We start from the raw sequence: 14,508 nt of genomic DNA, 5'->3' as shown, positions 1-14,508 counted from the left end.
ATTTAGTGATAATGTTCACATTTCATTCCTGTTGTGGTTTTTATTCCTGCTTTTTGTAATTTTTTTGGTGTTACTCCCCGGCTTTCCTTCTTACATGCGTTTTGTTCAGCATAAGTGACAAAACATCGTTATTGCCGGAGGCGTAATTTTTGATATGTTGACAGAAGGCTGGCTTATTTCACGCAGCGTATTCTTTCAGATAACACAGGGTCGGGAAATGGCAAAAGTATCACTGGAGAAAGACAAGATTAAGTTCCTGCTGGTGGAAGGTGTGCATCAAAAAGCAATCGATAACCTTCGCGCTGCAGGCTACAACAACATTGAATATCATAAAGGCGCACTGGACACTGAATCGCTCAAAGAGTCCATCCGTGATGCTCATTTTATCGGTTTACGATCCCGTACCCATCTGACTGAAGACGTTTTTGCCGCAGCTGAAAAACTGGTTGCGGTAGGGTGTTTCTGTATCGGCACCAATCAGGTTGACCTGGATGCTGCAGGTAAGCGTGGTATTCCGGTATTTAATGCACCTTTCTCAAATACCCGCTCTGTTGCTGAACTGGTTATTGGTGAGCTGCTGCTGCTGCTGCGTGGGGTACCCGCCGCGAACGCCAAAGCACACCGTGGTGTCTGGCATAAACAGGCAGTGGGTAGCTTTGAAGCTCGCGGTAAAAAACTGGGGATTATTGGTTACGGCCATATCGGTACTCAGTTAGGGATTCTGGCAGAATCGCTGGGCATGCACGTTTATTTCTATGATATTGAAAGCAAACTGCCGCTGGGCAATGCCACTCAGGTTCAGCATTTATCAGATTTACTGAATATGAGTGATGTGGTCAGCCTGCATGTGCCGGAAAATGCATCCACCAAAAACATGATGGGTGCCGAACAGATAGCCATGATGAAGCCGGGCTCACTGTTAATTAACGCATCCCGCGGCACGGTGGTTGACATTGAAGCATTGTGTGACTCGCTGGCAAGCCAGCACCTGGCTGGTGCCGCTATCGACGTCTACCCAACTGAACCGGCAACGAACAGTGATCCTTTCACTTCACCGTTGTGTGAGTTTGATAACGTGCTGCTGACACCGCATATTGGTGGCTCAACACAGGAAGCGCAGGAAAATATTGGTATCGAAGTTGCTGGCAAACTGGTGAAATATTCTGATAACGGTTCAACACTTTCTGCGGTGAATTTCCCGGAAGTGTCCCTGCCTCAGCATACCAGCAGCACCAGCCGTTTGCTGCATATCCACGAGAACCGCCCAGGCATTCTGACCGCAATCAACCATATTTTTGCCGACCAGGGAATCAACATTGCAGCGCAGTACCTGCAAACTTCTCCGCATATGGGGTATGTGGTTATTGATATCAACGCGGCAGAAGATGTCGCTGACGCAGCTCTGCAAAGCATGAAAGCTATTCCAGGGACAGTTCGTGCCCGCCTGCTTTACTAATTAATACATTGCTGCATTGAGCCTTCCTTCGGGAAGGCTTTTTTATGCGCCGGGCAGTGAGTTACCAGACCCAGAGTTTTGACGGTGTCACAATGGTGGGTAAAGGAATATCCCAGCGCTCGGTGGGAAGTACCTCCACTTGCTGGCAGTCATGGGCGTAGCCTACCGGGATAAAACCATGTTCGCGCCAGTTTTGTAGTGTCCGGTCATAAAACCCACCACCCATACCCAGGCGCTGGCCAGTGCTGTCGAACGCAACCAGAGGTGTTACCAGAATATCCAGGTGCTGCAAGGGCAGAATCTGGCGCACATCAAGGCGCGGCTCGGGAATTTTCAGGCGGTTGACTACCAGCTCAGTATCCGGCTCATAACGTACCATAATAAGCCCGCCGGTGCTGAACGGGTGCAGAACCGGAAGGTAGACCGAGCGGTTCATTGCCCACAGGCGTTCAATTAGTGGACGGGTGTCGAGCTCGCCGTCTACAGAGAGGAATAACCCAATATGCTGTGCGCTCGCTGCGGGGTTCCAGGCCAGAAAACGTTCAGCCGCTTCATGAGCGGAAGATTTTTGCTGATGAGAAGTTAAAGCCCGCCGAACCTGGCGAATATGCTGACGAATATGTTGCCGGGAAGCTGATACATCCGGTGAGTGCTGCATAGATAATGAGCTGATGAAAAGAAAGAGGGAATCTCCGAGATGCCGCCGCAGGCTGTAACCCTTGAACCCGTGGTTCAAGGTGAATGTGTCGTCACGACCTTAAGGCTTCCCGGACGGACCGGGCATGCTCACCGGTCGTGGAGCGTCACATTCTGTTTGTTTGAAATATCGGCTCAGGGGACTGGCCCGCTTGCGAACATCTCAGAGAAATTTTTAATTCACGGTTACTGTATCACAGCCAACCCTGAATTGTTATTCAAACTTCGTTTCCGGCCTTTCAGTTATGCGACCTTGTTCAAGTAATGCCTGTTCAATGGTCTGCTGTAACATCCGGATTCGTTGCTCCATACTGGCAGCATAGTCACGGGTTTTCGCTTTTTCTTGTGACAGCTCATAACAGATGTTGAGTGCCGCAATGAAAACCAGTTGCTCTGTATTGGTGACTCTAGTGCGAACTTTCAGATCTTGCAACCGTTGATTTAACTCATCAGCGGCCAGATTCAGCGCATCACGTTGTTCAGGCGGACAATTCACGCGCAGTGAACGACCAAAAATTTGAATGTCGACTGGTTCTGCAGACATGACACCTTCCTGCTGTTTACTCGCCTGCCTTATCGCAGCCCTGGGGCGGCGAAGGGGCGCTACTATAGCTACCCTTATATGAAGATACAAGCCCTTTTCTGGTATCTCCCGGGGCCGAAGTGGTAGCATAACACGAACTTAGCTTCCCAACGACGAAGAATGCGCATGTCTATACAAAATGAGATGCCTGGCTATGCCAGCATAAACCAGTTACTCAACCAACAAAATGTTGGTTTAACGCCGTCGGAAATGCACGGATTGATTAGCGGGATCTTGTGTGGCGGGAACAATGACAGTTCCTGGCAACCGCTTGTCCACGATTTGACTAACGAAGGCCTGGCGTTCAGCCAGAACCTCGCTGACAGCCTGCGTCAGATGCACAGTGCCACCAGTGATGCGCTGGAAGATGAAGGCTTTCAGTTCCAACTGTTCATGCCTGAAGGTGAAGATGTGTCGGTGTTTGACCGTGCAGATGCCCTTTCTGGCTGGGTGAATCACTTCCTGCTGGGGCTGGGAGTGACTCAGCCACGCCTGGATAAAGTGAAAGGTGACCTTGGCGAGGCGATTGCCGATCTGCGTAATATTGCCCAACTGGGTTACGACGAAGACGAAGATATTGAAGAACTGGAAATGTCTTTGGAAGAAATTGTTGAGTATGTGCGTGTTGCTGCATTGCTGTGCTATGAAACATTCAACCGCCAGCAACCAACAGCACCAGAAGTACAACAAAAACCCACGCTGCATTAAGCAAGCCGGGTTCAGTAACGGAAGGAGGGGTGATGATTCAACAGGAATTTCTTCGCCGCCGTCAGGCAATGCTGGCAAAAATGGCGCCAGCCAGTGCGGCACTGTTTTTTGCGGCCCCCGAAGCGCCGCGTAGTGCAGACAGTGAGTATCCCTACCGGCAAAATAGTGATTTTTGGTACTTCACGGGTTTTAACGAGCCTGAAGCATTGCTGGTCTTAATCAAGAGCGATGACACGCACAATCACAGTGTGTTGTTTAACCGTGTGCGGGATAAAACGGCAGAAATCTGGTTTGGCCGCCGGCTGGGTCAGGAAGCTGCGCCGGAAAAACTGGGAGTGGACAGAGCCCTGGCTTTTGATGAAGTGGGTGACAACCTCGCTCAACTGCTTAACGGGCTCGACTGTGTTTACCACGCCCAGGGTCTCTATGACTATGCAGACAGTATTGTTTTTGGCGCGCTGGATAAACTACGTAAAGGCAGCCGGGCGAACCTGAAAGCCCCTTCCACACTGACTGACTGGCGCCCCTGGGTGCATGATATGCGCCTGTTTAAATCACCCGAGGAAATCGCGGTATTACGCCGTGCTGGGGAGATAACCGCATTGGGGCACACCCGGGCGATGGTGCAGTGCCGCCCGGGTATGTATGAATACCAACTGGAAGGTGAAATCCTTCACGAATTCAACCACCATGGTGCACGTTACCCCTCTTACAACACGATTGTTGGTGGCGGTGAGAACGGTTGTATTCTGCATTACACCGAAAATGAGAGCCTGTTACGTGCTGGCGACCTGGTATTAATTGATGCCGGGTGTGAACTGGAAGGGTATGCCGGGGATATTACCCGTACTTTCCCCGTTAACGGGCGCTTCACTCCGGCTCAGCGGGCGGTGTATGACATCGTGCTGGAATCGCTTGAAACGGCTCTTTCTTTATATGGCCCGGGCACAACTATGCAGGAAGTGACAGAAGCTGTTGTGCGCGTAATGGTCACAGGCCTGGTTCGCCTGGATATTTTACAGGGTGATATCGATGCCCTGATAACCCAGAATGCACACCGGCAATTTTTCATGCATGGTCTGAGCCACTGGCTGGGGCTTGATGTCCATGATGTCGGAGAATATGGGCCGGATCGCTCGCGTCCGCTGGAACCTGGCATGGTGCTGACGGTTGAACCCGGTTTGTATATAGCGCCAGATGCAGACGTACCGGAAATCTACCGGGGCATTGGTATTCGTATCGAAGATGACATTGTGATTACTGCCACCGGGAACGAAAACCTGACTGCCAGTGTGGTGAAATCGGCGGACGACATCGAAGCGCTGATGGCGGCATCACACTCATGAGTATTGTGATCGCAGGGGGCGGAATGATCGGCGCAACTCTGGCGCTGGCTATCTCCACCCTGACTCAGGGCAAGTTGCCTGTTCATCTGATAGAGGCCCGTTCCCCGGATGCCAGTCAGCACCCGGGGTTTGATGCCCGGGCTATTGCCCTGGCAAAAGGGACTTCAACACAGTTAGCAAAACTTGGGGTGTGGCAGGCATTGCAAGATTGCGCAACGCCACTGACACAAGTTCAGGTTAGCGACCGTGGTCATGCCGGTTTTGTGACACTGCAGGCTGAAGATTATGGCATTACTGAACTGGGCCATGTTATAGAGCTGCATGATGCCGGGGTTCGCCTGTTTCGGTTATTGCGCAACGCTCCGGGTGTGACGCTGCATTGCCCGGCACGGGTTGAGTCGGTAACCCGCAGTACTGACAGCGTTACAGTGGCGCTGGATAACCAAACAACAGTCGTGGGCAAAGCACTGGTTGCTGCGGATGGCACACTGTCTGCTGTTGGTAAAGCTTGTGGCCTTGCCTGGCAGCAGGATGACTACCAACAAGTCGCTGTTATCGCGAACGTAACCACCGCATGTTCACCAGATGGCCGGGCTTTTGAGCGCTTCACTGCCAATGGGCCACTGGCGATGCTGCCGATGTCTGGTGGCCGCAGTTCACTGGTCTGGTGCCACCCATTGTCACAACAAACGGAGGTGATGAGCTGGAGTGATGAGCAGTTTTGCGCACAACTTCAGCGCGCCTTTGGCTGGCGTCTTGGCCGCATTTGCCATGCCGGTGAGCGCAGCGCATACCCACTTCGCTTAACTACGGCAGTGGCCGCAACTTCACACCGCGTTGTTGCTGTGGGTAATGCCGCACAAACAATGCATCCCATTGCCGGGCAGGGTTTTAATCTGGGCATGCGCGATGTGATGTCGCTGGCTGAAGAATTTGCCAGTGCGTTTAATCAGCATCAGGACCCGGGCTCATGTGTGGTGCTGGCACGCTATAATGCGCGCCGTTCACCTGACAGGGCGGCGACAATTGGCGTCACTGACGGCCTGGTTCACTTGTTTGCCAACCAATGGGGGCCGCTGGTTGTTGGGCGCAACATAGGTTTAATGGCGATGGATATCCTGGCGCCAGTGCGTGAGGCGCTGGCAAAACGCACCCTGGGCTGGGTGATTCGGTAAGGAGCATTATGGTTCAGAGTGTGGATGTCGCCATTATTGGCGGTGGGATGGTTGGGCTGGCCGTAGCCTGCGGTTTGCAAGGCAGTGGGCTGCGGGTTGCTGTGGTGGAAAATCAGCCATGCCAGCCAGTTGATGCGTCTGCGCCTCCAGCGCTGCGTGTTTCGGCAATCAATGCTGCCAGCGAGAAATTACTGCGCCGTCTGGGAGCCTGGGAGCGAATGGCACCACAGCGCACCAGTGAATGGCACGGCATGGAAGTGTGGGAAAAAGACAGTTTTGGGCACATAGCCTTTGATGACCGCACTGCGGGTGAGCATGCGCTGGGTTATATCATCGAGAATAGCGTAATAAACCAGGCGTTGTGGCAACAGGCTGAGCACTCGGCAGATGTATCGCTTTATGCCCCGGCTGAAGTGAATTCAGTTGCCTGGGGTGAAAATGAGGCATTTATTACACTCAAAGATGGCGAGATGCTCACTGCCCGGCTGGTTGTCGGAGCTGATGGCGCACGCTCCTGGTTGCGTAACCAGGCGAATATCCCGCTCACCTTTTGGGATTACCGGCACCATGCCCTGGTTGCCACTATTCGTACTCAGGAGCCGCATAAGTCTGTTGCTCGCCAGGTATTTCATGGCGATGGCATTCTGGCTTTTCTGCCGCTTAACGATCCTCATTTGTGTTCTATTGTTTGGTCGTTGCCGCCCGATAAAGCCCGTGAAATGCAGGATGCGGCCCCTGAACTGTTCAACCGCGAGCTGAGCATTGCATTTGATCTGCGCCTGGGGCGCTGTGAGCTGAGCAGTGACCGCCAGTGTTTCCCTCTTACCGGGCGTTATGCGCGGCAGTTTGCTGCTCACCGGCTGGCTTTGGTAGGCGATGCAGCACACACGATTCACCCACTTGCAGGCCAGGGTGTGAACCTGGGCTTCATGGATGCTGCTGAACTGGTAGGGGAATTACGGCGCTTGCACCAGCAGGGAAAAGATATTGGCCAGTACCTGTACCTGAAACGCTATGAAAGGCAGCGTAAATACAATGCCGCACTGATGCTGGCTGGCATGCAATCCTTCCGTGAATTGTTCGCAGGAACCAACCCGGCACTGAAACTGGTACGTGATGTTGGTCTGAAACTCGCCGACACTTTACCCGGTGTTAAACCCCGCATTATTCGCCAGGCCATGGGGCTTGATAATTTACCCCAATGGTTGCGTGACTGATCATCTGCGCCGTGTTTACGGTTTGTAAATCGGCGCACCTTTCATTTGAAATATTCTAATTTCACTGCTTTTTTCAGATTAGTTTTATTTATCCGAATTTTTTCCTGAATTTCGCGTTTCCCTGAGTATTTGGAGATTAATATCATTAAAATCGGAAACGGGTACGCAAAAGCTGGAGAAAATTTTATGTTTTTGTGGTTAATCCAGTTTAATTAACTGGTGGTCGTGTTGTTAAAAACACTCATAAGATAAAGTGATGACTCATTTTACCTTATGGTTAAGCGTGCTTTTCAGTGGTAAGTTCAGGCAAAAGATAACGTTTGCGTCGGGGCGCATCAGGGCATTGTTTTCCCCTGGCCAGACGTAAATGTTCCGCAATTGCGGGCTATTACTGAAGAGGACAACATGACTCAGCAAACTCCGTTGTTTGAGCAGCATAAGCAGTGCGGCGCGCGCATGGTGGATTTCCATGGCTGGATGATGCCACTGCATTATGGCTCGCAAATTGATGAACACCACGCCGTGCGCACGGATGCCGGGATGTTTGATGTGTCGCATATGACAATTGTCGATCTTCATGGCGAACGTACCCGTGAATTCTTGCGTTATTTACTGGCGAATGATGTCGCGAAGCTGACCCAGCCAGGCAAAGCACTGTATACCGGGATGCTTAACGCCTCAGCGGGTGTCATCGACGATCTGATTGTCTATTTTCTCTCCGACTCCTGGTTCCGCCTGGTCGTCAACTCTGCAACGCGTGAAAAAGATCTCGCCTGGATCCATCAACAGGCAGCCTCTTACAGCATTGATATCAGCGTACGCGATGACTTGTCACTGATTGCCGTACAGGGCCCGAATGCACAGCAGAAAGCGGCAACTTTGTTTACTGCACAACAGCAACAGGCTGTTGCAGGCATGAAACCTTTCTTCGGCGTTCAGTCCGGGGATTTTTTCATTGCAACAACCGGTTATACCGGTGAAGCAGGGTATGAGATTGCACTGCCGGCAGAGCAGGCCGCAGATTTTTGGGAACAACTGGTTAAGGCCGGGGTAAAACCTTGTGGTCTGGGAGCCAGGGATACCCTGCGCCTTGAAGCCGGAATGAATTTATATGGCCAGGAAATGGATGAAAGCGTGTCTCCCCTGGCTGCAAATATGGGCTGGACTATTGCCTGGCAACCTGAAGACCGTGACTTTATCGGGCGCGATGCTCTGGAAGCTCAACGCCAACATGGTACCGAGCAGCTGGTGGGCCTGGTGATGACAGAAAAAGGTGTACTGCGTGGTGGTTTGCCTGTTCGTTTCACCGACACCGAAGGCACTGCTCGCGAAGGTGTTATCACCAGCGGCTCTTTTTCTCCGACCTTAGGCTACAGTATTGCACTGGCACGTGTGCCGGCGGGTATTGGCAGCACAGCGGTTGTTCAGATCCGTAACCGGGAAATGCCGGTGCATGTTACTAAACCGATTTTTGTTCGCGCCGGTAAACCGGTGGCTCAGTAAACTTTTATCAGGAGAGAATTATGAGCAATGTGCCTAATGAGCTGAAATACACTAAAGAGCATGAGTGGCTGCGTAAAGAAGAGGATGGTACTTACACCGTAGGTATTACCGAACACGCGCAAGAGCTGCTGGGCGATATGGTGTTTGTTGATCTGCCGGAAGTGGGTGCCACTGTTGGCGCAGGTGATGACTGCGCCGTTGCTGAATCTGTTAAAGCTGCTTCAGACATCTATGCACCAGTAAGCGGTGAAATTGTTGCTGTTAACGAAGAGCTGAATGACAGCCCGGAGCAGGTCAACAGCGAGCCTTATGGCAATGGCTGGATTTTCAAAATTAAAGCCAGCGATGCCTCTGAGATTGATGCGCTGCTGGATGCAGAAGCCTATGAGGCTCTGCTGGAAGACGAGTAAAACCCGGGGGCTGGTAACCTGCCAGCCCTGTAGCTATCTACTTATCGTAAGTTTCGTTTCAGGAAATACCGCCCATGACCCAGACCTTAAGCCAACTGGAAAACAATGAAGCGTTTATCGGTCGCCATATTGGCCCGTCGCCTGATCAACAGCAGGCCATGCTCGCTGCAGTTGGTGCCGATTCACTGGATGCGCTGACCGGGCAGATTGTGCCCAAAGATATTCAACTGGCACAACCACCTTATATTGGTGAAGCAGCTACCGAAGCGCAGGCGCTGGCTGAATTAAAAGCAATTGCCAGCCGCAACAAGCGTTTCCGTTCGTTTATCGGTATGGGGTATACGGCGGTTCATACTCCACCTGTTATTTTGCGTAACATGCTGGAAAACCCGGGCTGGTATACGGCTTATACTCCGTATCAGCCAGAAGTTTCTCAAGGGCGCCTGGAAGCGTTGCTGAATTTCCAGCAAGTAACTCTCGACCTCACCGGTATGGACATGGCGTCTGCTTCTTTGCTGGATGAAGCGACTGCGGCAGCAGAAGCTATGGCAATGGCGAAACGCGTCAGTAAGCTCAAGAATGCTAACCGCTTTTTTGTCGCCAGTGATGTCCATCCGCAAACACTGGATGTCGTCCGTACTCGCGCAGAAACCTTTGGTTTTGAGGTTGTGGTGGATGACGCAGATAAAGTGCTGGAATTGCCCGGCATCTTTGGTGTGTTACTGCAGCAGGTGGGTACCACTGGAGAAGTGCATAATTACGGCGACTTAATCGCGCAACTGAACCAGCGTAATATCGTGGTGAGCGTTGCGGCGGATATTATGGCGCTGGTCATGCTGACGGCACCAGGTAAACAAGGCGCTGATATTGTCTTCGGTTCCGCGCAACGCTTTGGGGTACCGATGGGCTATGGCGGCCCGCACGCCGCTTTCTTTGCTGCACGCGACGCACATAAACGTGCGATGCCTGGGCGGCTTATTGGCGTATCCCGTGATGCCGCCGGTAACATTGCATTGCGTATGGCAATGCAAACTCGCGAACAACATATTCGCCGTGAAAAGGCGAATTCCAATATTTGTACTTCTCAGGTTTTACTGGCCAATATCGCCAGCCTGTATGCGGTATGGCACGGCCCGGTTGGCCTGAAACGCATTGCCGGGCGGATTCATCGTTTTACCGATATTCTGGCTTGCGGCCTGAAGCAAAAAGGGCTTTCACTGCGTCACCAGCACTGGTTTGACACGCTGTGCGTGGAAGTGAGCGACAAAGCCAGTGTTCTGGCGCGTGCTCAGGCACAGGGTATCAACCTGCGTAGTGATATTCATAATGCAGTGGGCATTACTCTGGATGAAACCACTACCCGGGAAGATGTCCTCAGCTTGTTTAGCGTGCTGGTGGGCGACGACCATGGTCTGGATATCGCCCAACTGGATAAAGAAACCGCACTGGACAGCCGCTCAGTACCGGCAGAAATGCTGCGTGATGATGCTATTTTGACGCATCCGGTTTTCAACCGTTATCACAGTGAAACTGAGATGATGCGCTATATGCACAGCCTGGAGCGTAAAGACCTGGCTCTGAATCAGGCCATGATCCCGCTGGGCTCCTGCACCATGAAGCTCAATGCTGCGGCTGAAATGATCCCCATTACCTGGCCTGAGTTTGCTGAACTGCACCCGTTCTGCCCGGTTGATCAGGCTGAAGGTTATCATTACATGATTAACCAACTGTCTGAGTGGCTGGTGAAACTGACCGGGTATGATGCATTGTGTATGCAGCCTAACTCGGGTGCTCAGGGGGAATATGCCGGTCTGCTGGCGATTCGCCGTTACCACGAAAGCCGCAACCAGGGGCAGCGCGATATCTGTCTTATCCCCAGTTCAGCCCACGGTACCAACCCGGCATCTGCGCAAATGGCGGGTATGCAGGTCGTTGTGGTTGCCTGTGATAAGCAAGGCAATATCGACCTCGATGATTTGCGTGCCAAAGCAGAGGCAGCAGGTGACAAACTCTCCTGCATCATGGTGACATACCCGTCCACCCATGGTGTGTATGAAGAAACTATCCGCTCCGTGTGTGACATCGTCCACCAGGCTGGTGGCCAGGTTTACCTGGATGGCGCGAATATGAATGCCCAGGTTGGCATTACATCACCCGGTTTTATCGGCTCGGATGTATCGCATCTCAACCTGCACAAAACCTTCTGTATTCCTCACGGCGGTGGCGGCCCGGGCATGGGGCCGATTGGTGTTAAATCACACCTGGCTCCGTTTGTTCCAGGCCACAGCGTGGTGCAAATTGAAGAAATGCTGACCCAGCAGGGCGCGGTGTCTGCCGCACCGTTTGGCAGTGCTTCCATTCTGCCTATTAGCTGGATGTACATCCGCATGATGGGTTCACAAGGCTTGAAACAGGCAAGCCAGACGGCAATTCTGAATGCCAACTATATTGCCACACGCCTTAAAGATGCCTACCCGGTGTTGTATACCGGCCAGGATGGCCGCGTGGCTCACGAATGTATTCTGGATATCCGCCCGCTTAAAGAGCAAACCGGTATTAGTGAACTGGATATTGCGAAACGCCTGATTGATTATGGGTTCCATGCTCCAACCATGTCTTTCCCGGTGGCCGGTACTCTGATGGTGGAACCAACGGAGTCGGAAAGCAAAGTTGAACTGGATCGCTTTATTGATGCCATGCTGGCTATCCGTGGTGAAATTGCCAAAGTTGGTGCGGGTGAATGGGCTTTGGGTGATAACCCACTGGTGAATGCACCTCATACACAGCAAGAACTGGCTCAGGCTGACTGGCCGCACAGCTACACTCGTGAACTTGCTGCGTTCCCGGCAGGCTACGGCAATAAATACTGGCCAGCCGTTAAACGCCTGGATGATGTGTACGGTGACCGCAACCTGTTCTGCTCCTGTGTTCCGATGAGTGAATACGACTAGTCAAATTTTGTTTTTTGTTAATTTTATGTTAAGGGTGCTTCGGCACCCTTTTTATTTTGGAGTAAAGCAAAGGATGAAAATAGCACTGGTGACAGGCGCCAGCCGTGGAATCGGGCGGGCAACGGCACAATTATTAGCGCAAAGCGGCTATTCTGTGGTGGTTCACTACCGCGAAAACCAGCAAGCGGCAGATGAAGTGGTTACCGATATTGTTCAGCATGGTGGGCAGGCATGGGCGTATCCGGCTGATATGTCACAGGAAACGGACATCGTAAATTTATTTGACTGGATTGATACGTTGCCGGGCTCACTACATGCACTGGTCAATAATGCTGGTGTGTTATTTCCTCAGTCGGGTATTGAAGGGCTGGATGCTGAGCGAATCAACGCAGTATTACATACCAATGTTACCGGTCCTTTTATTTGCTGCCGGGAAGCGGTAAAACGCATGAGCCAGCACCCAGGTAACCCGGGAGGCGCTATTGTGAATGTTTCTTCTGCGGCGGCCCGTCTTGGGTCACCTGGCGAATATGTTGATTACGCCGCGTCAAAAGGCGCGCTGGATACATTGACCCGGGGGTTATCGCTGGAAGTGGCTGCTCTGGGGATCCGCGTGAATGGTGTCCGGCCTGGGTTTATTTATACCGGGATGCATGCCAGTGGTGGTGAACCCGGTCGGGTAGACAGAATTAAGTCCCGTTTGCCCATGCAACGCGGGGGAGAACCCCATGAAGTGGCTCAGGCAATTGTCTGGTTACTCAGTGACAATGCGTCTTACGTGACAGGCTCATTTATTGATTTGGCTGGTGGGCTGTAAAAATGACTGTAACCCTGCCGCAAGGTGACCTGCACGCAGGTTGGTATCAGCCTGTAAAAGAAAAAGCCCCGCAGTAATGCGGGGCCTGAGAAACCGGCTGGTTTGGTTATCAGAGTTCTTCACCATTGCTGGCAATCACGCCCTGATACCACCAGAAGCTTTTCTTCCGTGAACGTGACATATCACCTGTGCCATCATCGTGTTTATTCACATAAATAAACCCGTAGCGCTTGCTGTATTGCCCGGTAGTGAAAGAGACGCAGTCAATGCAGCCCCATGGCGTATAGCCCATCAGATCCACACCATCATAAGTGACAGCTTTCACCATTTGCTCGACATGTGCGCGCAGGTACTCAATACGGTAGTCATCATTGATACTGCCATCGTCTTCAACTTTGTCGTACGCGCCAAAGCCATTTTCGACAATGAACAGCGGTTTCTGATAGCGTTCATACAGTTCACACAGTGCATAACGCAGGCCTGTCGGGTCAATCTGCCAGCCCCAGTCAGACGCTTTAACATGTGGGTTCGGTACGCTGCCTTCAAAACCGGAAATGGCATCGCCACTACCACCTTCTGCTTTTACCGCATTGGTCATGTAATAGCTGAAGCCCAGGTAATCACAGCACCCTTCACGCAGAATTTGCTCGTCACCTTCTTCCATGTGGATGGTAAAGCCGCGACGTTCCCATTCGTTGAGTACATAAGCCGGGTAGTAACCGCGTAATTGCACATCGGTAAAGACATAACGTTCACGCATGGATTCCTGCGCATACATCACGTCATCCGGGTTACAGGTAAACGGATACAACGGCACCATGGCAAGCATGCAGCCAATTTTCATTTCCGGATTAATTTGGTGGCCGGCTTTAACCGCCATTGCGCTGGCAACAAACTGGTGATGCAGCACCTGGTACATGGTTTCTTCAGGGTTATCATGGTCGGTATACACCACGCCAGAGCAGCAATAACCAAATAACGGCGCGCGCCAGTTACGCTGGTTATTGATTTCGTTGAACGTCATCCAGTATTTCACTTTGGATTTATAACGCTCAAACACCACTTCTGCGAAGCGAACGAAGAAATCGACAACTTTACGGTTAGCCCAGCCGCCGTATTCCTGCACCAGGTGTAAAGGCATTTCAAAATGCGACAGAGTTATGACCGGCTCAATATTGTATTTGAGCATTTCATCAAACATCTCGTCGTAAAATTTCAGGCCTTCTTCATTTGGCTGGGTTTCGTCCCCTTTGGGGAAGATGCGGGTCCAGGCAATGGATGTCCGGAAGCATTTGAAGCCCATTTCAGCAAACAGCTTAATGTCTTCTTTGTAGTGACCATAGAAGTCGACAGCTTCATGGTTAGGGTAGTATTTGCCTGCTTCTGGTTGCTGGGTAATCACGCGTGGCACACCGTGAGCACCACCGGTCAGCACATCACAAATGCTGGGGCCTTTTCCGCCTTTATCCCAGCCGCCTTCAACCTGGTGTGCTGCAACAGCACCACCCCACAAAAAATCCTTTGGCAGTGTGAGTTTTTTCATAACGTCCTCTGAGTGTGCACGCGATATCCTGGTTTTACCGCCCGGAAATTGGGCGTAAAACAGAACGGATATTCAGCAGTTAAAAGTCATGCTTCAGAGTCTG

General features: G+C 51.8%; 12 protein-coding genes and 1 other RNA gene. 9 read left to right on the top strand and 4 right to left on the bottom strand.

Features of this window, described 5'->3' with window-relative positions; translation table 11 throughout:
- Positions 1-217: 217 nt before the first annotated feature.
- Positions 218-1,456, top strand: a complete 1,239-nt coding sequence (gene serA / locus DES37_RS01925; protein WP_036102911.1) for a phosphoglycerate dehydrogenase — start codon at positions 218-220, stop codon at positions 1,454-1,456.
- Positions 1,457-1,517: 61 nt separating this feature from the next.
- Here the strand turns inward: serA and DES37_RS01920 are convergent, their stop codons facing one another.
- From DES37_RS01920 to zapA, 3 genes are all read right to left on the bottom strand, one after another.
- Positions 1,518-2,114: a 5-formyltetrahydrofolate cyclo-ligase gene (locus DES37_RS01920; protein WP_110024642.1), complete on the bottom strand. Its 597-nt coding sequence runs from the start codon at positions 2,112-2,114 to the stop codon at positions 1,518-1,520.
- A 27-nt stretch (positions 2,115-2,141) separates the two neighbouring features.
- Positions 2,142-2,325: non-coding RNA, 6S RNA (gene ssrS, locus DES37_RS01915), on the bottom strand.
- Between the two features lie 41 nt (positions 2,326-2,366).
- The gene (zapA, locus tag DES37_RS01910; RefSeq protein ID WP_036102818.1) at positions 2,367-2,696 is read right to left on the bottom strand and encodes a cell division protein ZapA; all 330 of its coding nucleotides are present in this window, start codon (positions 2,694-2,696) and stop codon (positions 2,367-2,369) included.
- Between the two features lie 165 nt (positions 2,697-2,861).
- Here zapA and DES37_RS01900 point away from each other — a divergent pair, with 165 nt between their 5' ends.
- From DES37_RS01900 to DES37_RS01865, 8 genes are all read left to right on the top strand, one after another.
- Positions 2,862-3,443, top strand: a complete 582-nt coding sequence (locus DES37_RS01900) for a YecA/YgfB family protein (RefSeq protein ID WP_146211485.1) — start codon at positions 2,862-2,864, stop codon at positions 3,441-3,443.
- 32 nt (positions 3,444-3,475) lie between these two features.
- Complete coding sequence (gene pepP, locus DES37_RS01895; protein ID WP_110024641.1) at positions 3,476-4,789, top strand: Xaa-Pro aminopeptidase; 1,314 nt, start codon at positions 3,476-3,478, stop codon at positions 4,787-4,789.
- Entirely contained in the window at positions 4,786-5,964 is a 1,179-nt protein-coding gene (gene ubiH / locus DES37_RS01890) for a 2-octaprenyl-6-methoxyphenyl hydroxylase (RefSeq protein WP_110024640.1), read from the top strand. Before pepP ends, ubiH begins: the two co-directional genes overlap by 4 nt.
- Before the next feature lie 8 nt (positions 5,965-5,972).
- A complete protein-coding gene (gene ubiI / locus DES37_RS01885; RefSeq protein WP_110024639.1) occupies positions 5,973-7,181 on the top strand; it encodes an FAD-dependent 2-octaprenylphenol hydroxylase in 1,209 nt (402 codons plus the stop codon).
- Positions 7,182-7,586: 405 nt separating this feature from the next.
- The gene (gcvT, locus tag DES37_RS01880) at positions 7,587-8,684 is read left to right on the top strand and encodes a glycine cleavage system aminomethyltransferase GcvT (protein ID WP_110024638.1); all 1,098 of its coding nucleotides are present in this window, start codon (positions 7,587-7,589) and stop codon (positions 8,682-8,684) included.
- A gap of 20 nt (positions 8,685-8,704) precedes the next feature.
- Positions 8,705-9,094 (top strand): glycine cleavage system protein GcvH, encoded by a 390-nt coding sequence (gene gcvH / locus DES37_RS01875; protein WP_036102807.1) that lies wholly within the window; start codon positions 8,705-8,707, stop codon positions 9,092-9,094.
- 74 nt (positions 9,095-9,168) lie between these two features.
- On the top strand, positions 9,169-12,045 hold the full coding sequence (gene gcvP, locus DES37_RS01870; RefSeq protein ID WP_110024637.1) for an aminomethyl-transferring glycine dehydrogenase: 2,877 nt from the start codon (positions 9,169-9,171) through the stop codon (positions 12,043-12,045).
- A gap of 73 nt (positions 12,046-12,118) precedes the next feature.
- Complete coding sequence (locus tag DES37_RS01865; RefSeq protein ID WP_110024636.1) at positions 12,119-12,862, top strand: SDR family oxidoreductase; 744 nt, start codon at positions 12,119-12,121, stop codon at positions 12,860-12,862.
- A gap of 109 nt (positions 12,863-12,971) precedes the next feature.
- Here the strand turns inward: DES37_RS01865 and DES37_RS01860 are convergent, their stop codons facing one another.
- Positions 12,972-14,405, bottom strand: coding sequence for a 6-phospho-beta-glucosidase (locus DES37_RS01860; protein WP_110024635.1), 1,434 nt, complete (start codon positions 14,403-14,405; stop codon positions 12,972-12,974).
- Positions 14,406-14,508 lie beyond the last annotated feature (103 nt).

The organism is Mangrovibacter plantisponsor, from assembly GCF_003182475.1.
Classification (GTDB): Bacteria; Pseudomonadota; Gammaproteobacteria; order Enterobacterales; family Enterobacteriaceae; genus Mangrovibacter; species Mangrovibacter plantisponsor.
The sequence above is the reverse complement of the archived record's forward strand: the minus strand, read 5'-3'. Positions and strand labels throughout refer to the sequence as shown.

Bases quoted from the DNA above. Each gene is read 5' to 3' on its own strand.
- serA (WP_036102911.1), top strand. From the start codon at position 218: ATGGCAAAAGTATCACTGGAGAAAGACAAGATTAAGTTCCTGCTGGTG.
- zapA (WP_036102818.1), bottom strand. From the start codon at position 2,696: ATGTCTGCAGAACCAGTCGACATTCAAATTTTTGGTCGTTCACTGCGC.
- ubiI (WP_110024639.1), top strand. From the start codon at position 5,973: ATGGTTCAGAGTGTGGATGTCGCCATTATTGGCGGTGGGATGGTTGGG.
- DES37_RS01860 (WP_110024635.1), bottom strand. From the start codon at position 14,405: ATGAAAAAACTCACACTGCCAAAGGATTTTTTGTGGGGTGGTGCTGTT.
- gcvH (WP_036102807.1), top strand. From the start codon at position 8,705: ATGAGCAATGTGCCTAATGAGCTGAAATACACTAAAGAGCATGAGTGG.
- DES37_RS01900 (WP_146211485.1), top strand. From the start codon at position 2,862: ATGTCTATACAAAATGAGATGCCTGGCTATGCCAGCATAAACCAGTTA.
- ubiH (WP_110024640.1), top strand. From the start codon at position 4,786: ATGAGTATTGTGATCGCAGGGGGCGGAATGATCGGCGCAACTCTGGCG.
- DES37_RS01865 (WP_110024636.1), top strand. From the start codon at position 12,119: ATGAAAATAGCACTGGTGACAGGCGCCAGCCGTGGAATCGGGCGGGCA.
- DES37_RS01920 (WP_110024642.1), bottom strand. From the start codon at position 2,114: ATGCAGCACTCACCGGATGTATCAGCTTCCCGGCAACATATTCGTCAG.
- gcvP (WP_110024637.1), top strand. From the start codon at position 9,169: ATGACCCAGACCTTAAGCCAACTGGAAAACAATGAAGCGTTTATCGGT.
- gcvT (WP_110024638.1), top strand. From the start codon at position 7,587: ATGACTCAGCAAACTCCGTTGTTTGAGCAGCATAAGCAGTGCGGCGCG.
- pepP (WP_110024641.1), top strand. From the start codon at position 3,476: ATGATTCAACAGGAATTTCTTCGCCGCCGTCAGGCAATGCTGGCAAAA.